General features: G+C 67.3%; 25 protein-coding genes, 2 tRNA genes and 1 pseudogene. 9 read left to right on the top strand and 19 right to left on the bottom strand.

Annotated elements, in window-relative coordinates:
- Positions 1 to 29 precede the first annotated feature (29 nt).
- From atpB to argS, 14 genes are all read right to left on the bottom strand, one after another.
- Positions 30 to 878, bottom strand: coding sequence for a F0F1 ATP synthase subunit A (gene atpB, locus OHB12_RS30655; RefSeq protein ID WP_327113149.1), 849 nt, complete (start codon positions 876 to 878; stop codon positions 30 to 32).
- 251 nt (positions 879 to 1129) lie between these two features.
- Positions 1130 to 1585 (bottom strand): hypothetical protein, encoded by a 456-nt coding sequence (locus OHB12_RS30650; protein ID WP_327113147.1) that lies wholly within the window; start codon positions 1583 to 1585, stop codon positions 1130 to 1132.
- Positions 1586 to 1673: 88 nt separating this feature from the next.
- Positions 1674 to 2831 (bottom strand): glycosyltransferase family 4 protein, encoded by a 1158-nt coding sequence (locus OHB12_RS30645; RefSeq protein WP_327113145.1) that lies wholly within the window; start codon positions 2829 to 2831, stop codon positions 1674 to 1676.
- A gap of 16 nt (positions 2832 to 2847) precedes the next feature.
- On the bottom strand, positions 2848 to 3525 hold the full coding sequence (locus OHB12_RS30640; protein WP_327113143.1) for an L-threonylcarbamoyladenylate synthase: 678 nt from the start codon (positions 3523 to 3525) through the stop codon (positions 2848 to 2850).
- Between the two features lie 457 nt (positions 3526 to 3982).
- Positions 3983 to 4906, bottom strand: coding sequence for a peptide chain release factor N(5)-glutamine methyltransferase (gene prmC, locus OHB12_RS30635; RefSeq protein ID WP_327113141.1), 924 nt, complete (start codon positions 4904 to 4906; stop codon positions 3983 to 3985).
- Positions 4907 to 4932: 26 nt separating this feature from the next.
- Positions 4933 to 6003: a peptide chain release factor 1 gene (gene prfA, locus OHB12_RS30630; protein ID WP_327113139.1), complete on the bottom strand. Its 1071-nt coding sequence runs from the start codon at positions 6001 to 6003 to the stop codon at positions 4933 to 4935.
- Positions 6004 to 6084: 81 nt separating this feature from the next.
- On the bottom strand, positions 6085 to 6315 hold the full coding sequence (gene rpmE / locus OHB12_RS30625) for a 50S ribosomal protein L31 (protein ID WP_327113137.1): 231 nt from the start codon (positions 6313 to 6315) through the stop codon (positions 6085 to 6087).
- A gap of 756 nt (positions 6316 to 7071) precedes the next feature.
- A complete protein-coding gene (gene rho, locus OHB12_RS30620; protein ID WP_442799887.1) occupies positions 7072 to 9156 on the bottom strand; it encodes a transcription termination factor Rho in 2085 nt (694 codons plus the stop codon).
- A gap of 328 nt (positions 9157 to 9484) precedes the next feature.
- Positions 9485 to 10450 carry a homoserine kinase gene (gene thrB / locus OHB12_RS30615; protein WP_327113135.1) on the bottom strand — a complete coding sequence of 322 codons (966 nt, stop codon included), beginning with the start codon at positions 10448 to 10450 and terminating at the stop codon, positions 9485 to 9487.
- A 25-nt stretch (positions 10451 to 10475) separates the two neighbouring features.
- The gene (gene thrC, locus OHB12_RS30610) at positions 10476 to 11564 is read right to left on the bottom strand and encodes a threonine synthase (RefSeq protein WP_327121627.1); all 1089 of its coding nucleotides are present in this window, start codon (positions 11562 to 11564) and stop codon (positions 10476 to 10478) included.
- Positions 11565 to 11620: 56 nt separating this feature from the next.
- Complete coding sequence (locus OHB12_RS30605) at positions 11621 to 12976, bottom strand: homoserine dehydrogenase (protein ID WP_327113133.1); 1356 nt, start codon at positions 12974 to 12976, stop codon at positions 11621 to 11623.
- Positions 12973 to 14394: a diaminopimelate decarboxylase gene (lysA, locus tag OHB12_RS30600; protein ID WP_327113131.1), complete on the bottom strand. Its 1422-nt coding sequence runs from the start codon at positions 14392 to 14394 to the stop codon at positions 12973 to 12975. Before lysA ends, OHB12_RS30605 begins: the two co-directional genes overlap by 4 nt.
- Positions 14391 to 14546 carry a hypothetical protein gene (locus OHB12_RS30595; RefSeq protein ID WP_327113129.1) on the bottom strand — a complete coding sequence of 52 codons (156 nt, stop codon included), beginning with the start codon at positions 14544 to 14546 and terminating at the stop codon, positions 14391 to 14393. Before OHB12_RS30595 ends, lysA begins: the two co-directional genes overlap by 4 nt.
- A gap of 48 nt (positions 14547 to 14594) precedes the next feature.
- On the bottom strand, positions 14595 to 16253 hold the full coding sequence (argS, locus tag OHB12_RS30590; RefSeq protein ID WP_327113127.1) for an arginine--tRNA ligase: 1659 nt from the start codon (positions 16251 to 16253) through the stop codon (positions 14595 to 14597).
- Positions 16254 to 16344: 91 nt separating this feature from the next.
- On the opposite strand from argS, the gene OHB12_RS30585 reads away from it, so the two are divergent.
- From OHB12_RS30585 to OHB12_RS36495, 4 genes and pseudogenes are all read left to right on the top strand, one after another.
- Positions 16345 to 17244 carry a DUF3105 domain-containing protein gene (locus OHB12_RS30585; protein ID WP_327113125.1) on the top strand — a complete coding sequence of 300 codons (900 nt, stop codon included), beginning with the start codon at positions 16345 to 16347 and terminating at the stop codon, positions 17242 to 17244.
- Entirely contained in the window at positions 17244 to 17975 is a 732-nt protein-coding gene (locus OHB12_RS30580; protein WP_442799886.1) for a DUF305 domain-containing protein, read from the top strand. Before OHB12_RS30585 ends, OHB12_RS30580 begins: the two co-directional genes overlap by 1 nt.
- A gap of 107 nt (positions 17976 to 18082) precedes the next feature.
- Positions 18083 to 18158, top strand: a tRNA-Arg gene (locus tag OHB12_RS30575).
- A gap of 20 nt (positions 18159 to 18178) precedes the next feature.
- Positions 18179 to 18535: pseudogene (locus OHB12_RS36495) on the top strand (hypothetical protein); the annotation flags it as partial.
- Between the two features lie 24 nt (positions 18536 to 18559).
- Here the strand turns inward: OHB12_RS36495 and OHB12_RS30570 are convergent.
- The 4 genes from OHB12_RS30570 to OHB12_RS30555 form a co-directional block, all read right to left on the bottom strand.
- Positions 18560 to 18952, bottom strand: coding sequence for a type II toxin-antitoxin system VapC family toxin (locus OHB12_RS30570; RefSeq protein WP_327113123.1), 393 nt, complete (start codon positions 18950 to 18952; stop codon positions 18560 to 18562).
- A complete protein-coding gene (locus OHB12_RS30565) occupies positions 18949 to 19218 on the bottom strand; it encodes a hypothetical protein (protein ID WP_327113121.1) in 270 nt (89 codons plus the stop codon). The genes OHB12_RS30570 and OHB12_RS30565 overlap by 4 nt, the downstream gene beginning before the upstream one ends.
- Positions 19219 to 19520: 302 nt before the next feature.
- Positions 19521 to 20204, bottom strand: a complete 684-nt coding sequence (locus OHB12_RS30560; RefSeq protein WP_327113119.1) for a hypothetical protein — start codon at positions 20202 to 20204, stop codon at positions 19521 to 19523.
- Positions 20205 to 20407: 203 nt separating this feature from the next.
- Positions 20408 to 20773, bottom strand: coding sequence for a hypothetical protein (locus tag OHB12_RS30555; RefSeq protein ID WP_327113117.1), 366 nt, complete (start codon positions 20771 to 20773; stop codon positions 20408 to 20410).
- Between the two features lie 119 nt (positions 20774 to 20892).
- Here OHB12_RS30555 and OHB12_RS30550 point away from each other — a divergent pair, with 119 nt between their 5' ends.
- The 5 genes from OHB12_RS30550 to OHB12_RS30530 all read left to right on the top strand — a co-directional run bounded on the left by OHB12_RS30550 (position 20893) and on the right by OHB12_RS30530 (position 26070).
- Positions 20893 to 21042: a nuclear transport factor 2 family protein gene (locus OHB12_RS30550; RefSeq protein WP_327113115.1), complete on the top strand. Its 150-nt coding sequence runs from the start codon at positions 20893 to 20895 to the stop codon at positions 21040 to 21042.
- Positions 21043 to 21244: 202 nt separating this feature from the next.
- Positions 21245 to 21925 carry an Rv0361 family membrane protein gene (locus OHB12_RS30545; RefSeq protein WP_327113113.1) on the top strand — a complete coding sequence of 227 codons (681 nt, stop codon included), beginning with the start codon at positions 21245 to 21247 and terminating at the stop codon, positions 21923 to 21925.
- Between the two features lie 487 nt (positions 21926 to 22412).
- Entirely contained in the window at positions 22413 to 23435 is a 1023-nt protein-coding gene (locus OHB12_RS30540) for an iron ABC transporter substrate-binding protein (RefSeq protein ID WP_327113111.1), read from the top strand.
- Positions 23435 to 24991, top strand: coding sequence for an ABC transporter permease (locus OHB12_RS30535; RefSeq protein WP_327121623.1), 1557 nt, complete (start codon positions 23435 to 23437; stop codon positions 24989 to 24991). Before OHB12_RS30540 ends, OHB12_RS30535 begins: the two co-directional genes overlap by 1 nt.
- On the top strand, positions 24988 to 26070 hold the full coding sequence (locus OHB12_RS30530) for an ABC transporter ATP-binding protein (protein ID WP_327113109.1): 1083 nt from the start codon (positions 24988 to 24990) through the stop codon (positions 26068 to 26070). The genes OHB12_RS30535 and OHB12_RS30530 overlap by 4 nt, the downstream gene beginning before the upstream one ends.
- Positions 26071 to 26276: 206 nt before the next feature.
- On the opposite strand, the gene OHB12_RS30525 is transcribed toward OHB12_RS30530, so the two are convergent.
- Positions 26277 to 26348 (bottom strand) — tRNA-Cys (locus OHB12_RS30525).
- Positions 26349 to 26386: the final 38 nt, after the last annotated feature.

Genomic DNA, 26386 nt, shown 5'->3' with positions numbered 1-26386 from the left:
GCAGGTTTCCGGTAGTTGTGTCGGTCAGGTCAGTGATCGTCGGCGTGCTGCGCGAGCCCGATGTAGACGGCGGTCAGCAACGCAAACACGTAAGCCTGCAGGAAGATGACCAACAGCTCGAACAGCGTGAATCCGAGCCCGGCGAGCAGCGAGAACGGCGAGAACACCTTCATCCACGCCGCGGCGTCGAACAGGAAGAACCAGGTCGCGCTGAAGAACAGCACCAGCATGATGTGGCCGGCCAGCATATTCGCCATGAGTCGGACAGTCAGCGTGAACGGGCGCAGGATGAAAGTCGAGACGAACTCGATCGGAATCAGCAACACGTGCAACGCGGGGGGAACATTCGGAACCACGATGCTGCTGCGCATGTAGGTGAGGAATCCGTACTTCCGGATGCCGACGTAGTTGAACGTCAGGTATGCGATAACGGCCAGCACCAGCGGCATGCCGATTCGGGCGTTCGACGAGATGTTCAACCCAGGAATGACGCCGGAGAAGTTCAGAAAGAGAACCGTGAAGAAGATCGTCGCGATCAGTGGGAAGAATTTGCGGCCCGATTCCTTGCCCAATACCTCGTCGCAGATCTGCTCCTTGACGAAGACCAGGCCGATTTCGGCGACATTCTGCAGGCCACGCGGAACGATCCTGGGCGAGCGGAATGCCAGCGCCATGACCAAGACCAGGACGGCCGTCATCAGGATGCGGATCAGCATCAATCGATCGAGTTCGAACGGCGTACCCTCGAACAGCACAGCTGGAGGGAAGAAGTCGGTAAGCGACGGCGCGTGGAACTCGGCCGCCAGAGTGGTGACGCTCAGCGTTCTCTCCCGTGTTCGGGCCGCGGGTACGGTCATTCCCGCGGTTCGATCGGACATTGACGATCAAATTGGGTCGACTCAGGTCGGCTCGAAGTTCGTCAGCAGCTGTGCGGCGGTTTGGACTCCACCCGGCGTCTGTACGTGTGTCGGCGACATCGTCGACATGCAGAACCGGGACCCTCGGAGCCCGGCACGGCAGTAAGCATAGCGGCACTCGAAGGGATCTGGGCGATCCCCCCTCGCTTGGCTGCTTGCTTACCAACACTTTACCAAGCTATCTACGACAGCGTGTAGGTGGGTGGGGTTTGTTACTCGCCGGTACCCGGCGCACCATCCGTGTCGGTGGTCGTCACGTACGGAACTTTCTGGCGCAAAACGCCGTATGTCTCCGCTCCCAGCACGATGACCAGGGCTCCGATCACCGTGAGGAACAGGACGACCCGGTCGTAGAACTCGAACCGGTTCAGGATCGCGATGACCACCAAGGCCACCAGCACCTTGCCGACCCAGCTGGCCAGCATCACCAGCCCCGCGGTACTCGGCGGCAGCTTCGCGCCGAACAGCACGACCGCCGCGGTGGTCAGGATGAAGCCGCCGCCGATCGCGGCGCCGAGCACAGCACCCCACACTCCGGACATCCCCGCGACGGCGGAGCCGAGCGCGACGGCCAGGACCACCAGCACGCCGAGCCCGATCAGGCCATAGCGCAGCGCTGCCCGCAGCGGTGCGTCAGGACCGGGGACGGGGGTGGGAGTGAAGCTCACGACGTCACCTCGCTGGCGCTCGGCGCCGCCGTGCGCTTGGCGCACTGTGTTGATGGTTCGCTCGCAAGCTCGCTCACAGCCGTCGACTTTACCCGGACGGCGTCCGGTCGCCTGCGGGCTCCCCACGCCGCAGCCCCGGAATCGCGGTGATGACCAGGGCGAAAACCAGCCCGCCCGCCATCAGCAGAACGACCAGTCTGCGGTCCATCAGCGAGGTACCGACGGCGCCGAACGCGAGCACCCCGACCCACAAATAGATCACCAGCACCACGCGACGGTGCGAATGTCCGATCTGCAGCAAACGATGATGCAAGTGCATTTTGTCCGGGGTCGAGAAACTTACGCCGGCGCGCACCCGCCGCACGATGGCCAGCAGCATGTCGAGCACCGGAATGAACATCACCGCACCCACCAGCAACAGGGGCGAGAGCAGACCGACGATGTCGCGCGGCCCGTATCCCTGCAACGGGATTCGACCGGATGCGCCGGTCGATACCGCGGCAAGCATCAGGCCGATCAACATCGAGCCGGAGTCTCCCATGAATATTCGCGCGGGTTGAAAATTGTGTGGCAGAAATCCGAGGCAGGCGCCTGCGAGCGCGGCGGCGAGCAGCGAAGGCGGATAGGTGTCGACCGATCCGCCCTGTTCGTTCATCAATCCGAGACAGAACACGAAAACGGCGAGCGCCGCGATCAGGCCGAGGCCCGCCGCGAGCCCGTCGAGCCCGTCGACGAAGTTCATGGCGTTGATCAGGGTGACGGTGACCGCGACCGTGACCAGACCACCTTGCAACCCATCCAAGACCACCGTGGTGTTGCTGAACGGGTTGTAGATGACGTACCAGCCCAGGCCCATCACGGCCATCACGCCTGCCGCCGTCACCTGCCCGGCGAACTTGGTGAGCGCATCGAGTCCCCAGCGATCGTCGACGATCCCGACGAGCACGATCAGCGTGCTCGCCACGAGCACCGCAACCGGGATGTTCGGCTTGTAATCGAAACCGCTCCGCAGCGCGGGTAGCTGGTGTGCGAACAGGACGGCCGCGACGACGCCGGTGTACATCCCGACGCCGCCCATGCGAGGAATCGGCTTGACATGCACGTCTCGATCGCGCGGCACGGCGACCGCGCCGAAGCCGATCGCCAGTACCCGGACTCCGCCGGTGGCCAGGAACGTCACGACCGAGGAGATGAGGAGCACGACCAGCAGCTCACGAAGCGGAACGACAGCGCTCGAACCGATCATCCGAGGTTCGGCCCGATCATCCGAGCCGCTGCTCGGCCGCGGCGCTGGTCAATGCCTCCGGCGTCAGCCCTAGCACCTCGGCGATGTCGGCGACGGGGACCGCGCCCGCACGCAGGATCCGCGGCTGGTCGGCGGTCAGATCGACGATGGTGGACGCAACGGCGTGCTCGGCCCGACCCCCGTCGAGGTAGACGCCGACCAACTCCCCGAACTGGTCGCGGGCCTCCGCCGCGGTGCGCGCCGGTGCCTGTCCTGACACGTTGGCGCTGGACACCGCGAGCGGGCCTACCTCACGCAGCAGCTCCAGCGCGACCGGGTGCAGCGGCATTCGCAGCATCACCGTCCCCCGCGTGTCGCCGAGATCCCAGGCCAGCGAAGGAGCTTGCTGCACAACAAGACTCAGACCGCCGGGCCAGAACGCCCGGATCAACTCACGCGCCTGCGGGCGCACCGAGAACACCAGGCCGTCGATGGTGTGCCAGGAACCGACCAGAACCGGTACCGGCATGTCCCTGCCGCGGCGCTTGGCCGCGAGCAGCGAACTCACCGCGGTGGAATCGAACGCGTCGGCGGCCAGGCCATACAGGGTGTCGGTGGGCAGCACGACCAAACGCCCGGACTTCAGGGCGCTGGTGGCTGCGGATAGTCCGGCGGCACGCGAGTCGGGATCCGCGCAGTCGTAGACGGTACTCACAGCACCCATCCTGACATGCTGTACCGCCTCTCCGAGAATTCAGGCCGTACCAGTGGGGTAGCGCAGGATTTGCGTTCAGGTCCTGCGTCGGGTGCCGAGCACGGTTTTGGGCGTGTCCGACGAGTTACCCATGTGCTCACGAAATCAGTTGTCACTTCGGTATCAGCTGTCACGTTGGTATCGGCCGTGTCGGTACCGCTGCACACCCGGCACAGGGGCTGCTCAGCTGGCACAAGGGATGCACACTCAACGCAAAGGGTGCGCCGCTCCGGCGTGGTTCGGAAGTGGCGGCCGCCGCTTCGACGATGGGCAGGCAAAGGGTGCCGTGGACGCGGCCGATACCCACGTGACAACTGGTTTCGTAAGTACATGGGTAACTCGTCGGGCACGCCCAGAGGTGAGACGGCACCAAACGCAGGACCTGAACGCAAATCACGCGTCACCCGACTGGTACGGCCTAAAGCCCGGAGAGGCGGGGGAGCCTGAATTCTCGGAGCGGCGGCACAGCGCGGGTGGCGGCTACGAAGCGGGGTTTGCCTGCCAAGTCGGGGTGTTCGATGATGTCGGTGAATGCGGCGGTGGCGGCGAGGAGGGCGGCCAGGCCGGAGCCGTTGGTGTCGTCGTGTTCGATGGCGGTGGCGCCGCCTGGGCGAAGCAACCGGGTGATGTTCGGGAGCATCGCGCGGATGACGTCCAGCCCGTCCGGACCACCGAACAGGGCGATATGCGGGTCGTGCTCGACCACCTCGGGATCGAGGCGGGCACCCTCCGGTATGTAGGGCGGGTTGGACACCACGACGTCCACCCGGCCGTCGAAATCGGCGAGCAGCACGGGATCGGTGACATCGTCGGCGTAGAGGGTGATCGGGGTGTCGCCGGCCGCGATGCGGTCGTCGGCGTTGCGCCGCGCCCACGGCAGCGCGGCAGGATCGAGCTCGATCGCGTGCACGTCGGCGTCGGGACGCGCGTGCGCGATGGCCAGCGCGAGTGCTCCGGACCCGGTGCACAGGTCGACGACGATCGGGGTGTGATCGTGCGGCAGCGCCTCCAGCTGGGCCAGCGCCCATGCGAACAGCAGCTCGGTCTCGGGGCGGGGCACGAAGACGCCGGGCCCGACCGCGAGATCGATCGCGCCCATCGCGGACGTCCCCGTCAAGTGCTGCAACGGAATACGCTGTGCGCGACGAGCGACCAGCTCGCGGTACTCCGCCAGCTCGTCCGGCGACACGAGCGGGGTCAGCGCCAGCCTGGTACGCGCGACGCCGAGAACGTGCGCCGCCAGCTGCTCGGCGTCGGCCTGCGGGCTGTGCACACCCGCCGTCCGCAGGGTCTCGACGGCGTCGTTGATGGCGGGGCGCAGCGCGACTCGAGTCGTAGACATGGCACCGACTCTGCCCGAACCCAGGTTCATTCCGCCGCCATACGCGCTTCGCGATCCGCTTTCCCCAGTGCATCCAGCAGCGCGTCCATATCGCCATCGAGCACGGAGTCCAGGTTGTGCGCCTTGAAACCGATCCGATGATCGGCGATCCGGTTCTCTGGGAAGTTGTAGGTGCGAATCCGCTCGGAGCGGTCCACGGTGCGGATTTGGCTGGCCCGGCCCGCGGCCGCCTCCTGGTCGGCCTGCTCTTCGGCCAGTGCTTGCAGCCTGGCCGCGAGCACCTGCATGGCGCGGGCCTTGTTCTGCAGCTGCGAGCGCTCGTTCTGGCAGGTCACCACGATGCCCGAGGGCAGATGGGTGATGCGCACCGCGGAGTCGGTGGTGTTGACGCCTTGACCGCCCTTGCCGGAGGAGCGGTAGACATCGATGCGCAGATCGGACTCGTCGATCTGCACCTCTTCGACCTCGTCGGGCTCCGGGTAGATCAACACACCCGCCGCCGACGTGTGGATGCGCCCCTGCGACTCGGTCACCGGGACGCGCTGCACGCGGTGCACGCCGCCCTCGAATTTGAATCGCGACCACACGCCGTCGCGCGCGGCATCGCGACTCTTGATCGACAGCGTCGCCTCTTTGTACCCGCCCAGATCGGACAGGGTGGCGTCCAGAATCTCGACCTTCCAGCCGTGCCGTTCGGCATAGCGCACGTACATGCGGGCCAGATCGGAGGCGAACAGCGCGGACTCCTCGCCGCCCTCACCGGACTTCACCTCCAGCACGACATCGTCACCGTCGTGCGGGTCGCGCGGGGCGAGCAGGTCGGCGAGCGTCAGCTCCAACTCCTCGACCTCTCGCGCCAAATCGGGAACCTCGGCGGCGAAGGCCGCATCGTCCGCGGCGAGCTCCCGCGCGGCGGACAGATCGTCACGTGCCGCTTCCAGCTTGTTGTAGGTGGCCATGATCGGGGCCAGCTCGGCGAACCGCTTGCCGACCCGACGCGCGGCGCCCGCATCGTTGTGCAGCGACGGATCGGCCAGCTGCGTCTCCAAGCCCGCATACTCGGCCAGAATGTCGTCGATGGCGGACGGTTGCGTCACGGTGCTTCCTTCTCCTGATACCTGTCCCTACAAAACACCGACGCCCGGCCTGCACAGCAGGACCGGGCGTCGGCGAGGAAGCTACTTGGCGTTGGCTTTCTTGCCCGCACGCTTGCCGTAGCGCGCTTCGAAGCGGGCCACGCGCCCACCGGTATCGAGGATCTTCTGCTTGCCGGTGTAGAACGGGTGGCACTGCGAGCAGACCTCGACGGTGATATGTCCCGACTCTTTGGTGCTGCGAGTCTGGAAGGTATTGCCGCAACCACAGACGACCGTGGTCTCGACATACGCCGGGTGAATTCCTGCCTTCATGGATGTCCTCTCGGGTTTGGTCGCCGGGTCGCTCGAGCGTGGATTCGCCAGAACGTGAACCGGAACCGACTAGGCGGGAGGTCTGCTCACCTGAGCAGACGCAACGACCGTTCAGTATGCCAGAACCGCCGTTACGCTCCCAAAACGCCCCGGGCACGTGGTTTGTTCCCGCCCCAAGGTACTTCCCCCGTCGTCGTCGGCCCTGAAAGCTCGGGCACCGCGAAGTGGTGTGCCAGGAACCCCTGAAGTCGGGTAGTCCGCTACTCACGAATGCGAACAGCTCCGTTCATAGAGTTTGCATACCTGATGCACATCGGCGTGCCGTGACAGGAAGGAGACCCTGTGAACATCCGAATCGCGTCGGTGATTTTCGGTCTGCTGATTCTCGCTGTCGCGGCGAGCTGGTGTGCACTTCCGGAACCCTCAGGCTCCGCGGCACCCGCGAACGCGGTGCATGTGGAAACGTCCGACACCACTACGGCGGACTCCTCGATTGCTGCCTGTGCGGTTATCTTCGGCTTCCTGATCAGCGGCGCGGCCGCGATCGGCATCATGTTCTTCGGCCCATGCACGCCGAAAGGGTCCCGCACAAGCGGGACCCTTTCGGCCGTTGTCACAGCGACAACTGATTTCACGAGCACCTGGATAACTCGTCGGGCATGCCCAGAGCGGCACCGGCCACACACCGCAGGCCCTGAGCGCGACCTCCGCGGCACCGAACCGGTACGGCCTGAATATCCGGAGAGGCCGCTCGGCCTATTCGTCGAGCGCGCCCGGCGCGGTCTTGCTGACCGACATCAGGAACTCGAGGTTGTTCTTGGACTTCTTCAGACGGTCGATCAGCAGATCGATCGCCTGGTGCGAGTCCAGGCCGGACAGTACGCGACGCAGCTTGTGCAGCACCGCCGCCTCGTCCGGGCTGAGCAGTAGCTCGTCCTTGCGGGTACCGGACGGGTTGACGTCCACCGCGGGGAACACCCGGCGCTCCGCGATCTTGCGGTCCAGCTTGAGCTCGGCGTTGCCGGTGCCCTTGAACTCCTCGAAGATCACTGTGTCACCGGTCGAACCGGTCTCCACCATGGCGGTGGCCATGATCGTCAGCGAGCCACCGTTCTCGATGTTGCGTGCCGCGCCGAGGAACCGCTTGGGCGGGTACAGCGCGGTGGAATCGACACCACCGGAGAGGATTCGACCCGAGGCGGGCGAGGAGTTGTTGTATGCGCGACCCAGTCGGGTGATCGAGTCGAGCAGCACCACGACGTCCCTGCCCATCTCCACCAGGCGCTTGGCGCGCTCGATGGCGAGTTCGGCAACCGAGGTGTGGTCCGACGGCGGGCGGTCGAAGGTCGAGGCGATGACCTCGCCCTTCACCGAGCGCTGCATGTCGGTGACCTCTTCCGGACGCTCGTCGACCAGCACGACCATCAGGTAGCACTCGGGATTGTTCGTCGCGATCGCGTTCGCGATGTCCTGCATGATCGTCGTCTTACCCGCCTTCGGCGGCGAGACGATCAGCGCGCGCTGGCCCTTGCCGATCGGCATGATCAGGTCGATCACCCGGGTGGTCAGCTTGTTCTGCTGGGTCTCCAAGCGCAACCGCTCGTTGGGGTACAGCGGGGTCAGCTTGCTGAAGTCGGGACGACGCCTTGCCGCATCGACGTCGCCGCCGTTGACCGTGTCCAGCCGCACCAGCGGATCGAACTTCTGCCGCTGATTGCTCTGCTCGCCGTCGCGCGGAGCCCGCACCGCACCGGTGATCGCGTCACCGCGGCGCAGGCCGTTCTTGCGGACCAGGTTCATCGACACGTAGACGTCGTTCGGCCCGGCCAGGTAACCCGAGGTGCGGACGAAGGCGTAATTGTCCAGCACATCGAGGATGCCCGCGACCGGCTGCAGCACGTCGTCTTCGCGGATCTCCAGCTCGCGGGCCTCGCCGCCACCGCCACCGCTCTCGCGATCACGTCCACGACGACGCTCACGGAAACGGCGTCCGCGCCTACCACGACCGCCCTCCTCCTCGTCGCCGCCACGGTTGTCTCCACCGCGGCTGCCTTCGCCGCGGCTACCGTTCTGACTCTGGCTACGCTCACCTTGGCCACGCTCACCTTGGCCACGCTCACCTTGGCCACGCTCACCTTGGCCACGCTCACCTTGGCCACGCTCACCTTGGCCACGCTCACCTTGGCCACGTTCCCGACGACGCTCGCCGCCCTGTTCGGCCTCCTGTTTCGGCTCGTCACCACGCGCCTCGACGTTGGTGGTCTCGCCGCCGGATCGCGCCTGGTCACGGCCGCGCCGCTGCCGACCGCGACCACGCTGGCCGCCCTCGCGGCCGGAATCCTCGGTGATCTCGGTGGCGGTCGACGATGCCTGGTCGGCCGCGTTCGCGTTCGTGGAAGCGGGCGCGGACTCGGCGGGGGCCGCCTTCGCCGGAGCGGGAGCCTCGGTATCCGTGGCCGAAGCCGCGGGCGTCACGTCGAGGGTCGCCTGCACGGCCTTCGCCTGCGCCGACTGGGTAGCCGCCGACTCGGCGGGGCCATCTGCCTCGGTGGCAACCGCGGACTTGCCCTCGCCCTTGGCGGGCTTTTCCCCCTTCGCCGGCTTTCCGGCCTGATTTTCCTTGATGGCGGCGATCAAATCGCCCTTGCGCATTCCGGAGGTGCCTCGGATACCGAGCTCCCCCGCGAGCGCGCGCAACTGCGGCAACAACATTCCAGTCAGCCCCGATCGTGCGACGTCGGTTTTTTCGCTCATCTTCGAAATCTGTCCGGATTCACTTTCGCGGTCGCCCATCGGGTTGGAATCCACCCCGGGTGTCGCGAGCAGGTCCGTATCTGTCACGGAAATCCTTTCCTTCCCTCGATTGCCGTGTGCTGTTTCGAGGGTTCGTCCCGCAGCCCGGGCATTCTGCCGGACTCGGATGCGTCCGTCCGGGCGCTATGTGCCGTATCACCTGCCCCGCCGGACCGGCGGCTTCTCCACCGATGGTGAAAGGTGGGGAGAGATCATTCCAGTTGCGCAGCTACGCAGCACCCCCATGGCCTGGAGGCTCGAGCCTGGAGCCTGCTGGAGCGATTGCCCTGATGAAGCACCGGCGTCTGATGCGCACGATGTACGGACTCGCTCAGGATAGCTGCCTATTGTGAATCTCGGCAAGGCGGACGCGCCATCAGTCGACCAGGACGCCCTCGGCGAGTCCCGGCTCCACCACGCGCAGGCCGTCCGCGGCCGCGAGTTCACGGAGCTCCGCCGGGAATTCGCTGGTCCCCAAGGCCAGGACAGTCGGTCCCGCGCCGGAAACGGTGGCTGCGATCCCCGCGGCGCGCAGGCGGGCGATCCAGGTGGTGGTCAGCGGTAGCGCAGGGGCACGCTGGGTCTGGTGCAGGCGGTCCGCGGTAGCGGGCATCAACAGATCAGGACGCTGGGTCAGCGCCACCACCGCGAGCGCGGCCCGGCTGACGTTGAACGCGGCGTCGCCATGTGGCACGACCTCGGGCAACAGGCCGCGGGTGTGCGCGGTGGACGAGCGCTCTTCGGGGATCAGCACGACCGGATGCAGCGCGGGGTGCGGCTCGAGCCGCACGGCGCGGTAGACGCGGCCGTGGTATTCGGCCACCGCAGCACCGTTGGGTCCCAGGTCCGCGACCCGATCGGTCTCGGTCCACGACACGACGATCCCACCGAGCACGCTGGCCGCCGCGTTGTCCGGGTGTCCCTCGAATTCCGAGGCGAGCTGCACCAATTGATCGGCCGAGGTGGCCAACTCCTGGTCGAGTTTCGCCGCGAGGGCGCACCCGGCGGCCAAGCCGCCGACCACAGCGGACGCCGACGAACCGAGACCGCGCGAATGCGGAATCACGTTGCGGCACACCACATCGAGGCCATCGGCCCACACGCCCGCCGCTTCCAGTCCGCGCTCGATCGCGCGGACCACGAGATGCGAAGGGCCCCATGGCACGTCGTCGGCACCTTCACCTTCGACCCGGATCGTTAGCCCGGAATCGGTGGTGCGCACCTCGATCTCGTCGTAGATCCCCAACGCCATGCCGAGCGAATCGAACCCGGGACCGAGGTTCGCGGTGGACGCGGGCACCCGTGCGGTCACAGTGAGACCGACGGGCAGTGTAGCGCTCATCAGCTGACTGTCGCGCGAATTCAACTCAGGCCAGCTCGAGTTCGGCGGCGACCGCGACCGGGTCGACCGGAATCGCCTGCACCTGCGGCATTCCCGACAGCGCGGTGTCCGGATCCTTGAGACCGTTGCCGGTCACGGTGCACACCACGGTGAGACCGGCATCCAGCCAGCCCTCCTTGCGCGCGGCGAGCACGCCGGCCACGCCGGCGGCCGAAGCGGGCTCGACGAACACGCCCTCGGTGGCCGCGACCAGGCGGTACGCCTCCAGGATCGCCTCGTCGGTGGCGGCACGGAACGCGCCGCCGGACTGCTCCTTGGCCGCTACCGCGCCGTTCCAGGACGCGGGCGCGCCGATCCGGATGGCGGTCGCGATGGTCTCCGGGTCCTTCACCGGGGCGCCGTTGACCAGCGGCGCGGCGCCCGCGGCCTGCACACCGAGCATTCGAGGCAGCTGGGTGGTGACACCGTCGGCGTAGTACTCGCGGTAGCCGCGCCAGTACGCGGTGATATTGCCCGCGTTTCCGACTGGAAGCGCGTGCACGTCGGGCGCCCTGCCGAGCACATCGCAGATCTCGAAGGACGCGGTCTTCTGGCCCTCGATGCGTGCCGGGTTCACCGAGTTCACCAGGCCGATACTCGGGAAGTCCGCGGTGACCTTGCGGGCGAGCTCGAGGCAGTCGTCGAAGTTGCCCTGCACCTGGATGATCTTCGCGCCGAGCATGACGGCCTGGGCCAGCTTGCCCATCGCGATCTTTCCCTGCGGGATCAGCACGGCACAGCTCATGCCCGCGCGCGTGGCGTACGCCGCGGCGGATGCCGAGGTGTTGCCGGTGGACGCGCACAGCACCGCCTGCTGGCCGCGGTATTTGGCGTCCGTCATCGCCATGGTCATGCCGCGGTCCTTGAACGAGCCGGTCGGGTTCAGCCCCTCGACCTTCAAGTAGACCTCGCACCCGGTCAGCTCGGACAGGTGCGGGGCGGGCACCAGCGGCGTACCACCCTCATACAGGGTGACCGGCTCCCAGTCGGCTGCGCCCGCGAGCCGGTCGCGGTAGGCCGCGATCAGGCCCGGCCAGCGGGAGTGCACCCCGGCCTGCGGCGCGACGCCAGTCATACGCCCACCCGTCTCCCGGCCACCGCCCCTCATGGCGTCGCTGCGCGACACTGTACTCATTCTTCGGTGCCTTCCAATCTCAGAACGCTGGTCACGGATGTGACGGACGCCATTTCCGCCAAGGCGGCCACGGTGTCCGCGAGCGCCGATTCCACCGCGTGGTGGGTTACCACGACCAGGCGTGCTCCCGAGCCGTGCCCTTGCTGACGGACGGTCGAGATGCTCACCCCGTGGTTGGCGAACTCGCCCGCCACCTTGGCCAGGACCCCAGGGCGGTCCTCGACCTGCAGGTTCACGTGGTAGCGGGTGGGCGTATCACCGATCGGCGCGATCGGTAGCTCAGCATAAACCGATTCGCCCGGTGCGCGACCGCCGTAGAACTTGTTGCGCGCCGCCATCACCAGATCGCCGAGCACCGCGGAGGCGGTCGGCGCGCCGCCTGCTCCCTGTCCGTAGAACATCAGCCGCCCTGCGTTCTCCGCCTCGACGACGACCGCGTTGAAGGCGCCGGTCACCGCGGCGAGCGGATGCTTGCGCGGGATGAGGGCCGGGTAGACCCGCACCGAGACGCGCTCCTTGCCACCGTCCTCGAGACTCGGCTCGCCGGGGCCCGCGTCCACGCGTTCGCAGATAGCCAGCAGCTTCACGGTGCAGTCCAGTGCTGATGCGGTCTCCAGATCCTCCGCGGAGATCCGCGAGATGCCTTCGCGGTACACGTCCGCGGCGGTGACCCGGGTGTGGAAGGCCAGTGAGGCGAGGATCGCGGCCTTGGCCGCGGCGTCGTAGCCCTCCACGTCGGCGGTCGGGTCGGCCTCCGCGTAACCGAGCCGGGTGGCCTCGGCCAGTGTGGCTGTGTAGTCGGCGCCGGTCTCGTCCATCGCGGAGAGGATGAAGTTGGTGGTGCCGTTGACGATGCCGACAACCCGGTTCACCCGGTCACCGGCCAAGGACTGGATCAGCGGGCGCACCACCGGGATGGCACCGGCGACGGCGGCCTCGAAATACAGGTCGGCTCGGCTACGCTCGGCGGCCGCGGCGAGTTCGCCGGTGTAGTCGGCCAGCAACGCCTTATTGGCGGTCACCACGGATTTGCCCGCGTTCAGCGCGGCCAGGATCAGCCTGCGCGGCGGATCGATGCCGCCGATCACCTCGACGACCAGATCGATGTCGTCGCGGGCGACGAGAGCGTCGGCGTCGGTGGTCAGCAGGTCCCTGGGGATGCCGCGGTCGGTGTCGAGGTTGCGCACGGCGACGCCGCGCAGCACCACCGGGACGCCGACCCGGGAACGCAGATCCTCGGCGTGTTCGCGCAGGATGCGCACGACCTCGGTGCCGACGTTGCCCATGCCGAGCACCGCGACGCCGATCGGACGATCGATCCCCCAGACACCGTTCTTCGCGTTCTCCGTCACGATTCCACCTCCAAGCTCAGCAGGTCCGCCACCGTCTCCCGGCGCAGAATCAGTCGTGGTTGTCCGTCACGCACCGCGACCACCGCAGGGCGGGTCAGCTGGTTGTACCGGCTGGACATCGAATAGCAGTATGCGCCGGTCGCGGCAACGGCCACCAGATCGCCGGGGCCGACGTCGGTCGGCAGCCAAGTGTCGCGGATGACAATATCCCCGCTCTCGCAGTGCTTTCCGACGACACGCGCGACCACCGGCCCGGCCTCCGAGGACCGCGAGACCAGACGGCAGTCGTAGTCGGCCTGGTACAGCGCAGGACGGATGTTGTCGCTCATGCCGCCGTCGACGCTCACGTAGCGCCTGCGCAGACCTCCGTCCAGCGAGACGTCCTTGGTGGTACCCACCTCGTACAGCGTCACCGTTCCCGGGCCCGCTATCGCGCGGCCGGGCTCCACGGCGATGGTCGGTTCGGGCAGACCTGCGCGGGCCGCCTCCGCCGCGACCAGCTTGCGCAGGTTCGCGGCGAACTCGTCCAACGGCGGCGGGTCGTCCGACGGCAGATACGAAATACCGAGTCCGCCACCGAGATCCAGCGTGGCGATCTGTGCGGTGCGATCGACACCAAACTTGTCGATCGCCTCACGCAGCAGACCGAGCATGCGACGCGCGGCAATCTCGAAGCCGTCGATCTCGAAGATCTGCGAGCCGATGTGGCTGTGCAGGCCGACCAGACGCAGGTTGTCGGCGTCGAAGACACGCGCGAGCGCTTCCATCGCGTCGCCGCCCGCGATCGAGAAGCCGAACTTCTGGTCCTCGTGCGCGGTCGAGATGTATTCGTGGGTATGGGCTTCCACGCCGACCGTGACCCGGACCAGCACATCCTGTACCACGCCTGCACGACCCGCGATGGCTTCCAGGCGCTCGATCTCGATCAGCGAGTCGACCACGACATGGCCGACACCGGCGGATACCGCTGCCTCCAGCTCCGCAACGGACTTGTTGTTGCCATGCAACGCGATTCGCTCGGCGGGAAAACCCGCGTGCAGCGCCACGGCGAGTTCGCCGCCGGAGCACACGTCCAGCGACAGACCCTCGTCGCGGATCCAGCGGGCGATCTCACCACACAGGAACGCCTTGGACGCGTAGTGGACTCGCGCGTTGGTACCGAAGGCCCGGACCATGTCGCGGCAGCGGGAACGGAAGTCGTCCTCGTCGACCACGAACAGCGGCGTGCCGAACCGGGCCGCCAGGTCGTGCACCGGCACGCCGGCCAGCCGAACCACACCGGCGTCGTCACGCGCGGCGTTACGCGGCCACACGTTCGCGGGCAGGTCGATCATCTGCTTCGGATCGCTCGGGCGCTCCGACAGATTCGGTGCATGCGGGATCTCGGCGTGCCGGGGACCAGCGGGATGCGCGGTCATGCCTGTGCCTCGCTGACGCTCGACTCCGGCACGACGGCGAATGCGGCTGCGCTCACTATTCGCTCGCTCCGCTCACTCACTGCCCGCACCCCGCTGACACTCGGCACCGGCGTGCCCGCGCCAGCGGCTGTGTCGATGGTTCGCTCGCTCACTAGTGCTTCCTTCCGCACGCTGCTCGACTGGGACACCTTCGGACCCGTTCACATCCGCTCCGGCGCGCTGACGCCGAGCAGGCCGAGTCCGTTGGCCAGGACCTGACGCGTGGCGTTGACCAGGACCAGCCGGGCGGCGTTCGTCGTCGAGACGGGCTCGTCGCCCAGCGGAAGGACACGCAGGTTCTTGTTGGTCTGGAACCGGTGGTAGGCGCCGGCCAACTCCTCCAGGTAGCGGGACACCCGGTGCGGCTCGCGCAGGCTCGCCGCGCTGACCACGACGCGCGGGTACTCGCCGAGGGTGCGGATCAGCTCGCCCTCCTCCTCTGCGGTCAACAGCGCGAGATCCGGTGTCACCGAGTTGTATTCGAACTCGGCGGCGTTGCGTGCGATGGACGCGGTCCGCGCGTGCGCGTACTGCACGTAGTAGACCGGGTTCTCGGTGCTCTGGCTGGTCCACAGGTTCAGGTCGATGTCGATGCTCGAGTTCACCGACGAGCGCACCAGCGAGTACCGCGCCGCGTCCACACCGATCGCCTCGACCAAGTCGTCGAGCGTCACCACCGTGCCCGCGCGCTTGCTCATCTTCACCGCGATGCCGTCTTTGAGCAGATTCACCATCTGCCCGATGAGCACCTCGACAGTGTCCGGATCGTCGCCGAACGCGGCGGCGGCGGCCTTCAGCCTGCCGATGTAGCCGTGGTGATCGGCGCCGAGCATGTAGATGCACAGATCGAAACCGCGTGCGCGCTTGTTCTGGAAGTAGGCGATGTCGCCCGCGATGTAGGCGGCCTTGCCGTCGCTTTTGATGACCACCCGGTCCTGGTCGTCACCGTATTCGGAGCTGGCGATCCACCAGGCTCCGTCCTTCTCGTAGAGGTCGCCGGAGTTCTTCAGCTTCTCCACGGCCTGCTCGACCGCGCCGGACTCGAACAGCGAGCTCTCGTTGAAGTAGACGTCGAAGTCGGTGCCGAACTCGTGCAACGACTCCTTGATGTGGGCGAACATCAGCTCGACGCCCTCGGCGCGGAAAAGCTCGAGCCGCTCGGCCTCCGGCTTCTTCAGCACGTCAGGGTGCATGGCCACGATCTTCTCGGCGATCTCGCCGATGTAGGCGCCTGCGTAACCGTTGTCCGGGGTCGGCGCTCCGGTCGCTGCGGCGACCAGCGAGGCCGCGAACCGATCGATCTGCGCGCCGTGATCGTTGAAGTAGTACTCGCGGACCACGTCGGCGCCCTGCGCGGCCAGGATCCGGCCCAGCGCGTCGCCCACCGAGGCCCAGCGCGTGCCACCGAGATGCACCGGGCCGGTCGGGTTGGCCGACACGAACTCGAGATTGATTCGGGTGCCCTTCAGCGTCTCCCCGGTGCCGTACCCGGCGCCCGCGGCGAGCACCTGCTCGAGGATCACGCCCTGTGCGGACGCGGCGAGGCGGATGTTCAGGAAGCCCGGTCCCGCGACCTCGGCGGTCGCGACACCGTCCGCGTCGGCCAGCGCGTCGGCCAGCCAGGCCGCCAGCTCACGCGAGTTCGTTCCAGCCCGCTTGGCCACCTGCAGCGCCACATTCGTGGCATAGTCACCATGATCCGGGTTACGGGGGCGCTCCACCTTGACCTCGTCGGGCAGGACCGCAGGGTCCAGTCCACGTTCGACAAGCACCTTCGCCGCAGTCGCGCGAAGGAGATCTGCAAGGTCAGCTGGAGTCACGAGTCTCTATCCTATGGTCTGAGCGGGTGTACACCTCGGGTGGGCACTGCGCAGCCAGCGGATCCATCACGTCGAAAGAGCACAACGAGCGATGCCGAGCAATCCCAGCGCCAAATCGGCCAAGGCCGCCAAGGCCGCGGCGAAGTTGTCGGCTCCCCGCAAAGGCGGCGGACGTGGGCAACTTCCGAAGAAGAATCGCCAGATCCCCTGGCCGGCCATCGGTGCGGCCGTTGTCATCATCGCATTGATCGGTGCGCTGGCTTACAACCTGGTCCCCAAGTACCAGGAGAAGGCCGACCTGGACAAGTACACGCCGAGCGCGCAGAAGAAAGACCCCTCGGACGACATCTCGGGCGTGGTGAAGAAGGAGTACCCGGCCGGTCTGCACATCGGCCCGACCCAGCGCGTGGCCTACGACCAGTCGCCGCCGTTCGGTGGTCCGCACGACCAGTCCTGGGCAACCTGCACCGGCGTGGTCTACGGCAAGCCGATCCGGGTGGAGAACGCGGTGCACTCGCTCGAGCACGGCGCCATCTGGATCACCTACAACCCGGACAGGGTGAACTCCGAGGGGATCGAAACGCTGAAAACGAAGGTCCAGGGCAAGCCGTACACGTTGATGTCGCCCTACCCCGGGCAGGACTCCCCGGTGTCACTGCAGGCATGGGGTCACCAGTTGAAGCTGGACAGCCCCGACGACAAGCGCGTCGGCCAGTTCATCACCGCGCTGCGGCTGAACTCCTACACCTACCCCGAGGTCGGGGCGGACTGCTCGACGATCGTCTTCGATACCGACAACCCGCCGCCGTTCGACCCGACGCCGCCAGGACCCGACGCGGTGCCGATGGACGGCAAGGGTCTGCAGCCCGACCCGTCCAAGCTCGGCGGCGGCATGCCCGGTGGACTGCCGGGTGTGCCCGGCGTCCCCGGTCTTCCCGGGCTGCCCGGCGCTGCGGCGCCGACACAGTCCGCACCGGGCGCGGGACAGTAGTGGCCTCCGACCCCGATATCCCGGATGCCGCGGCGGAGGCCGCATCCGGTCTCGGCGGACAGCTCCGCCACCAGCGCACCGCGCTGGTGATCCTCGGCACAATCGGTGCCATCCTGATCGGCTTCGCGGTCGGCGTGCTGGCACGGATTCCACTGGACACCTCGTCCGAGCCCGACCCCGACATCGTCGATGTCGGTTTCAGCCAGGACATGTCGGCGCATCACGCCCAGGCCGTGGAAATGGCGGGCGTGGTGCTGGTGCGTTCTACCGGTACCGACGTGCGCCGCCTCGCCTACGACATCCTCACCACCCAGCAGAGCCAGATCGGTCGCATGCAGGGCTGGCTGCAGCTGTGGGGCAAGCCGGCGCAGAGCGTGGACGGATACATGGGCTGGATGACCGAACCGTCGAGCGGTCACGACCATTCTGGTCCGAGCTCACCTGGCCACAGCATGTCCGGCCCGATGGCCACCATGCCTGGCATGGCGACCCCCACCGAACTCGCCGCGCTGCGCCAAGCCACCGGGCCCGAGCTCGACACCATGTTCCTGCAACTGATGCTGCGCCACCACCAGGGCGGGCTCCCGATGATCGACTATGCCGCCCAGCACGCCGAGACAACCGCGGTACGCACTCTCGCCGAGACCATGTCGAAGACTCAGCGCGGCGAATCCGACCTGCTGACGACGATGCTCAGCGCGCGGGGCGCCGCTCCCCTCCCGGCGGGCTGAGCCCGAAGTCCCCGGCCCAGCGCACTTTTTGGCGGACGGCGACCGATACGATAGGCTGACCCAGCCCGATCGGAACCGCCATCCCGGCCCCGACCGAGTCCTATCCCGCCCTCGTAGCTCAGGGGATAGAGCGTCTGCCTCCGGAGCAGAAGGCCGCAGGTTCGAATCCTGCCGAGGGCACCAAAGGCCGCCTACCAAAAACCTTGGTAGATGGCCTTTTTCGTGCTCTGCCGGGTAGGTCGTCTACCTCGTGCTCGAGCAGCAACGCGAGGTTCATTTGCCGCTGGCGAAATGGCTGGGCTGATCGGCATCGACACTTTTCGCTGATCTGGCCTGCCGTCGCCCCGAAAGTTCGACAAGGACCCCAAGACGCCAGCCGGGAAGCGCCCGCCTCCATCCCGCCGCATCTTCGGCCGTACCTGGTCGAGCACATGGAACAGTGGGCGGGCAAGGAATGGCTCTTTATTGGTCTTGACGGTGCCCGGATGCGGGGCGACGCCATCCGCAAGGCTTTCGCCCGCGCCCGTAGTCGTGCTGGGGTGGATGTCACATTCCACGATCTTCGGCATACTGGGCAGACCCTGTCAGCCGGACGCACCTACGAGTTCCACCCCGTGGATCCGGGCAGCCTTTTGCATCCCGTCATCCAGGGTCATCAGTGGATAGGCGAGGCGCTGGGCCAGCGCGATATACCAGGCATCCGCGTAGGTGGCGTTATCGATCACTCCCACGGCGGCAACCGAATCCACCGGCTCGCGGATCCGCTCCACGGGGTGATTGCTGAACGCGGCGATCAATGCGCGCGCCTGATCGAATTCCAGTTCGCCGCGACGTGCCAGCCGAATCAGCGCGGAGCCAACCTCGAAGTCCACATGCGGCGGGGAAACACACCCGGCTATGCGGATCCGGTCCGCATAGCCGGGCGGCAGTGCCCCACGCAGCAGATCGACCCAGACCGAGGCATCGACAACGATCACTCTTCGCCCCGGTCGTAACCGTCCCGAATTTCACGCACCGCTTCGGCTCCGGACACCGTCGCCCGGCCGGTGATACCCAGCCGCTGCTGCGTCTGCTGCAACTCTTCGTCCCATTTGGCGATAGCCCGCCGCTGCAGTTCCCGCCGAACATCTGCTGCCATCAGGTCCCGCAGATACGCCGACACCGACTTGTGCTCAGCACTGGCTTTCTCCGCGATCACCGCTGCCACTTCATCGGGGACGTCTCGCACCTGAACCGTCGCCATTGCCCACCCTCCTCTGCATGATTACATGCAATACTTCATGCAAATAATAGCATGCATCTGTCGCGTAGAAGTGGACCGATCGGCGGGAGGAGCCGAGCAGAAGAGCCGATCCGCTACCGCCGCCTGTCGCTGCGACTGCGTTGCTCACCCGTTAGCGAGAAGTCAGCTTCCACTACCAGCTGGCCAACAAGAATCCCCAGGTCACATCCATTCCCATCTTCGATGTGCCCCACCGATGGCACACCGAGAAGGCCCTCGACCAGCGGTCGGGGGCCGTCTCGGGTCGAGTGGCGGGTGGCCGGTTACAGCAGGGGCTCGGTGGACTTGGGGGCGCCGGCGAGGACCCCGGCACGCGAAAGGTAGGCGAAGGCGGAGGCGGTCAGGTCCGGGTGGAGGAAGTAGAGGTGGGCGTTGGTGACGGTTCCGGTTTCGGTGGCGTCACACAGGGCGTTGAGTGCGGTGGGGTCGACAGTGAGAGCGGTCAGCTTGCCTGCCTCGTAGTCCATCTCGACCCACTTCGCGTGAATCGCCGCACTCATGATGCCCCCGGCGAAGCCTTCGCGGTCGGCCGCGGCGCTCAGACTCATCTCGAGGCCGTCGTCGAGATCCGTTGAAGTGTGCTGCCAGCGACCGTCTTCCCACCAGCGCGCGAAGGTGATCGGACGGTCACTGCGACGGTTCGCCGTCAAGTCCACCGAACGCACCCAGGTGGGCGCTGCGGCCAGCGGATCGTAGGCCGTACCCGCGACCTCGTTGTCCTCGTCCGTACCGAACAACAGCGCGCGGTCACCGGAGTATCTGATCAGCGTGTACCAATTGCCCGCGCCGTCGTCGTTGATCAGCCGAGCACCCTCCACTCTGGCCGACTGCCCGATTTCCACTCCGCTCGCGACCCGATAGTCGTCGTCATGGGTCGCGGAAGTGATCACGTCGAAGACGGTCACACGCGCCCACAGCACCTCGGGATGCGGCAACTGAAATCCCATGCCCGGCAACGTATCACCGGCCCCCCACCGCGACAACCGGACCGGCACAGGCGCGACAACGCTCCCGATAGCGGCCACATGTCCGGGCAAACCTGATTGGCCGGGCCCACTCAGGGGCCTCCGAAAATACGGCAGAGAAGGCAAATTTACAGCTACAGTACGCGGCGACGTTCCCGCGCACCGACTTCCGCGAGTCACGTCGATCAACGCTCGGATTCCCGGACGCGTCGCGGGCGCAGGGCATAGGCGGGGACCAGTTGGTCCCGCAGGTGGAGATCTGGGCGGCCATCGGCGAACTGGACACTGTAGGTCACCCGGCCCATCCAGTCGCCGTCAACGGTGGGCAGCCAGTGCGTCAGCGTGCCGGGGCGCTCGCCGCGCATGATGACGCCCGCGCCGTTCACATGCCGCGGGGTTCCCGGATCGCGGATCAGGATCGCGTCCAGTCGTACCCATACTGGTCGCGGCGGGTAGGTCAGCGTCCGGTAGTAGTGGCCGGCTCTGTTCGGGTAGACCAGCTCCGGTTGCGTGCCGTCGGTTCGCGGCGGCTCCTCGCTTGTCGAACCCATGTTCGAATCGTAGCTCGCATCCACGGCAAGCAACAGGCAACCGAATCCGCGACCGCTCGGTCACAAAACGTCTTCGAGATGGCCGCCACAGACGCCGGCCAGCGACGGCACAGTAGTGGTTGACCGGACGCTATCGCGGATCGGCACACGCCACCGAGCGCGCATACGACGCCGGGTTCGTCCACCTCTGGCAGGTCGTCGACGGCCGCATCACGCGACTGCACCAATACACCGACACCGCCCGGTGGCACGCTGCGCTCGAGGCGTGAGCCGCGGTGCCGGGCGCAGCAGAACTCGATCTGCGGCTCGAGCACCACGTCGAGGTGGGCGATGTCGCTGCGCGCCTGCGTCAGTCGCGAATTGTTCCCCGACCTGCAACGACACGCCGACAGTCGGTGTTTCATTTCCCGTCGCCCGGGCGCGCCGTTGCCGTAACGTGCCAGGTACCGGGGGTAGACCGGAGGCGAGACGATGACTTATCCGCCGGGCGGACAGCCGCCGCAGGATCGACCGCACTACCCACAACAGCAGCCCACCAGCCAGCCGCCGCCCATGGGCCACGGCAACCCGCCGCCCATGGGCCACGGCAGCCTGCCGCCAGGCCAGGGTCACCCGCCGCCCATGGGCAACAGCAGCCTGCCGCCGGGCTATCCGCCGCCCGGGAGCTTGCCCGGCGGATATCCACCTCGGCCGCCGAAGAAGAGCTGGACCGGTCTCATCGCCGGATCGGTGGCGCTCGTGGCGCTCGTCATCGCGGGCGCGGTGATCGTGGGCGCTTTGCTGACCTCGCAGGGCAAAGGCCCGCTCAGCTCGGACGAGAAGAAAATCGAGTTGGCCATCCGCGACTTCTACGAGGTGCTCGGCGCGCACGGCTTCCGCGCGGCGGCCGAGAAGGCGTGCGCAGCCGACCGCGCCGAGTTCGACGCGATGACCGAGGAGCAGAAGAAGGAGTTCGATGCGGCGACGGTCTCGGTCACCATCGAGAGGATCGAGGGCATCGTGGTCACCGGCCGCAGCGCGACCGCGAATATCACCGGCAAGCTCACGGTTGCGATTCCCGGTGAGACGCCCGATTCCGATACCAGCACCACCGAGCACCTGAGGAAGGAAGACGGCCAATGGAAGGTCTGCTCCGCGCCGGGGTCGACCTGACCGAATACATCCACACATGAGTTGCTGTGGACCTTCCGGCCGGACCATGCCCGGAGTCCTCGCCAACGACGTGCACTAGGCGAGTAGATCAGCGGCGCGATCGTCGGCGAGCTGCGCCGGCTTTAGGCAGGACCTCGGGCTTCCGCCCTACCCCGAGGTGATGCAGGCCGCGGCGCTGGACGATCCGCGCCGCCCGACCGCGGTGCCGAGCGCCTGGCCCTCGCGGGCGACCTCACTGCGGAAGCGTCCGAGCGCGACACCCGCACGGTGCACGCGATCGACACATGGGGGCTGCGACGGCCGGATTACCTCGCGGTGCGCGGCAATCACATCGTGCTGCGCGACTTCTCGGGCCTCAGCTGACAACCCGGAGAACTCCGGGGGCCTCGCCGCGGGACCGAGACCATTCGAGCACGTCGGACGCGGTATGTTGCTTAGGTAAGCCTCAACATATGCACAGGGATGTCGGCGCGTCGGAAGGATCAGGATGAAGCCGGTCAGATGGAAATCGCTCGCCGCGGGACTGACGGTCGCGGTGGCGGCGCTCAGCTTGTCGGCCTGCTCGAATTCCTCGGACGACGCGAACGAGATCACGGTCTACAACGCGCAGCACGAATCGCTCACCAAAGAGTGGGCGGACGCGTTCACCGAGCAGACCGGTATCAAGGTGACGTTGCGTCAAGGCGGTGACACGGCATTGGGCAACCAGCTCGTCGCCGAGGGCGCGGCGTCGCCAGCCGACGTCTTCCTCACCGAGAACTCCCCCGCCATGGCCCTGGTGGAGAACGCGGGGCTGTTCGCCGACCTGGACAAGCAGACCTTGGATCAGGTGCCCGCGCAGTACCGCCCCTCCACCGGCAAGTGGACCGGCATCGCGGCACGCTCAACGGTTTTCGTCTACAACAAGAACAAGGTCCCGGCCGACCAGCTGCCCGCCTCGCTGCTCGACCTGGCCCAGCCGCAGTGGAAGGGCCGCTGGGGTGCGGGTGTGTCCGGCGCCGACTTCCAGGCCATCGTGGCGGGATTGCTCGCGCTGAAGGGCGAGGACGTCACCCGTGCGTGGCTGAAGGGTATGAAGGAGAACGCGGCCGCCTTCCCGAACAACGTGGCCACTATGAAGGCGGTCAACTCCGCCAGCCCGGACGGCGGCGTCATCTACCACTACTACTGGTACCGCGATCAGGCCAACACCAAGGAGAGCAGCGCGGACACCGCGCTGCACTACTTCAAGAACCAGGACCCCGGCGCGTTCGTCAGCATCTCCGGCGGCGGCGTGCTGAAGTCGAGCAAGAAGCAGGAGACGGCGCAGAAGTTCCTGGCGTTCATCACCGGCAAGGCCGGGCAGGAGGTGCTGCGCGACGGCACCTCGATGGAATACCCGGTCGCGAGCGATGTCGCCGCCAACCCGGCGCTTCCTCCACTGGCCGACCTGAAGGCGCCGGCGGTCGACCCGTCCGAGCTCGACGCCAAGAAGGTCACGGCGCTGATGACCGAGGCCGGTCTGCTGTAATCGTGGCACTCCGGACCGTTGTCGCTGCGCCCCGGATCGGCAGGCCGGGGCCCTTGGTCACGATCGTCGCCCTGCTGCTGGTTGCGGCGACGTTCGTGCCGCTGGGCTATATCGTGTCGACGGTCTTCTCCACCGGCCTCGATCAGACTGCCGAGCTGGTGTTCCGCCCGAGAGTCGGTGAGCTGCTGCGCAATACGGTCGGCCTGGTGGTGTGCACCGTACCGATCTGCGTGGTGCTCGGTGTCGGGCTGGCCTGGGTGGTCGAACGCACCGACGTTCCCGGGAAATCCTGGTGGGGGCCGGTTTTCGCGGCGCCGCTCGCGGTACCCGCGTTTGTCAACAGCTACGCCTGGGTCAGCGCCTTCCCCACCATGCACGGCCTCTGGGCCGGCGTGGTGATCGCCACGATGTCCTATTTCCCCCTGGTGTACCTACCCGCGGCGGCCACGCTGCGCCGCCCGGATCCCGCGGTGGAAGAGTCGGCGCGGGCGCTGGGCTCCGGTCCGGTGGCGGTGTTCGCGCGAATCGTGCTGCCGCAGTTGCGATTGGCCATTCTCGGCGGCGGCCTGCTGATCGCGCTGCATCTGCTCGCCGAGTACGGCGCCTTCGTGATGGTCCGGTTCGACACCTTCACCACGGCCATCTTCGAGCAGTATCAGTCCAGCTTCGCCGGTGCGGCGGGCAGCATGCTCGCCGGAGTTCTCGTGCTGTGCTGTCTGGCGCTCCTGGCGGCCGAGGCCACACTGCGCGGCCGGGCCCACTATGCGCGCATCGGCGGCGGGGCGCCGCGCGCCGCGACCCGGATCCAGTTGGGAATCGGCGCGATACCTGTCCTTGCCGGGCTCGTCGCGGTGACGGCTGCCGCGCTCGGCGTCCCACTGTGGACCATCGGACGCTGGTTGCGCATCGGCGGCGCGGCGGTCTGGGATTTCACCGAGATCGGCATGTCGCTGGCGCAGACGGTCGGGCTCGCGCTGACCGCCGCGCTGCTCACCACGCTGTGTGCGTTCCCGGTCGCCTGGATCGCGGTTCGCTCCACCTCGGCGTTCGCGCGGATCATCGAGGGCGCCAACTACATCACCAGTTCGCTGCCCGGCATCGTGATCGCGCTGGCCATGGTGACGGTGACCATCCGCTGGGCACCGCCGCTCTACCAGACGGTGAGCATGGTAATCGCGGCTTATGTGCTGCTATTCCTGCCTCGGGCACTGGTCGGCGTGCGGGCCGGGCTCGCCCAGGTGCCGGTGGGCCTGGAGGAGGCATCCCGCGCGCTGGGTAAGTCGGGACCCGCCACCTTCTTTCTGGTCACCCTGCGACTCACCGCGCCCGCCGCGGCCGCCGCGGCCGCGCTGGTGTTCGTCGCCGTGGCGACCGAGTTGACCGCCACACTGCTGCTCGCGCCCAACGGAACTCGCACGCTGGCGATGCGGTTCTGGGCGCTGTCGGGCGAATTGGACTACGCGGCCGCCGCGCCGTACGCCCTGATCATGATCGTCGCCGCGGTACCGGTGACGTATCTGCTGTTCACCCACTCCCGGAAGGCGGCTGGGATATGAGTCGGCTTGTCGTCGCCGATGTGTCGAAGACGTTCGGCCACACCCGGGTACTCGGCGGGATCACCCTCGATGTGCCCGACCGCAGCGCGACCGCCGTGGTCGGCTCGTCCGGCTGCGGCAAGACCACGCTGCTGCGGGTCATCGCCGGATTCGAGTCCCCGGATGCGGGTTCGGTCTCGATTGGATCGGAAATCGTTGTCGGCGAACATTTCTCGGTGCCGCCGCAGCGGCGCAACATCGGCTACGTCGCACAGGACGGTGCACTGTTCCCGCATCTGACCGTCGGTCAGAACATCGCCTATGGCCTGCGCGGCCTGCGTCGCCGCGGCCACCATCGGGTGCACGAACTGCTGGAGATGGTGTCGCTCGACCCGTCCTACGCCGACCGGCGGCCACACCAGCTCTCCGGCGGCCAGCAGCAGCGTGTCGCCCTGGCCCGCGCGCTGGCCCGCAAGCCAGACGTGATGCTGCTGGACGAGCCGTTCAGCGCGCTCGACGCGGGCCTGCGCGCGGCGACCCGGCAGACCGTGGCCGACACGCTGCGCGCGGCAGGGATGACCAGCATCCTGGTGACCCACGACCAGGAGGAAGCGCTGAGTTTCGCCCAGCAAGTCGCCGTGATGCGCGAGGGACGATTCACCCAGGTCGGCGCGCCGGAGGAGGTCTACGCCGCGCCGAAAGACCTGTTCACCGCCCGCTTCCTCGGCGACTGCGTGCTGCTCGACGGAGTGGTCGAGGCCAACATAGCCAAGTGCGTGCTCGGACGGATCCCGGTGCAGGAATCCGCCCCCGCCGGGCAGGCGACCATCATGATGCGGCCGGAACAGCTTGTCGCACATGCGCTCTCGGATGGCGAGCCGGACGGCGGCATAGTTCGCGACGTCGAGTTCCGCGGCGCCGACGTGATGCTGACGATCGATCTGGACGGCCATGCCGACCCGGTGCGGGTGCGCCGGGCGAGCGTTGCCGCGCCCACCGTGGGACAGCGGGTGCGTCTCGAGGTGCTCGGGTCGGCGGTGGCGTACACCGAACCGAGCGCCGCCGCAATAAGGGCGCAGCCGGACGAAGTCCGCCCATAGCCCCGCGCCGGGCCGAGCGAAGGCGAGGCAGCCGCACTTTCAGCGCAGCCGGACGAAGTCCGCCCATAGCCCCGCGCCGGGCCGAGCGAAGGCTGAGGCAGCCGCACTTTCAGCGCAGCCGGACGAAGTCCGCCCATAGCCCCGCGCCGGGCCGAGCGAAGGCGAGGCAGCCGCCTGGCCAGCCCCGCCTTCCCCGACACCATTTGAGCGAGCGGCGGGAATCGAACCCGCGTAAACGGCTTTGCAGACCGTTGCCTCAACCACTCAGCCACGCCCGCCTCGACATAGATAATGTCCGCTGCGACCGGCGCCGCAT

The sequence above is a fragment of the Nocardia sp. NBC_01730 genome (assembly GCF_035920445.1).
Classification (GTDB): Bacteria; Actinomycetota; Actinomycetes; order Mycobacteriales; family Mycobacteriaceae; genus Nocardia.
Note: the sequence above shows the minus strand (reverse complement) of the source record. Positions and strands in the feature narration are given on the sequence as shown.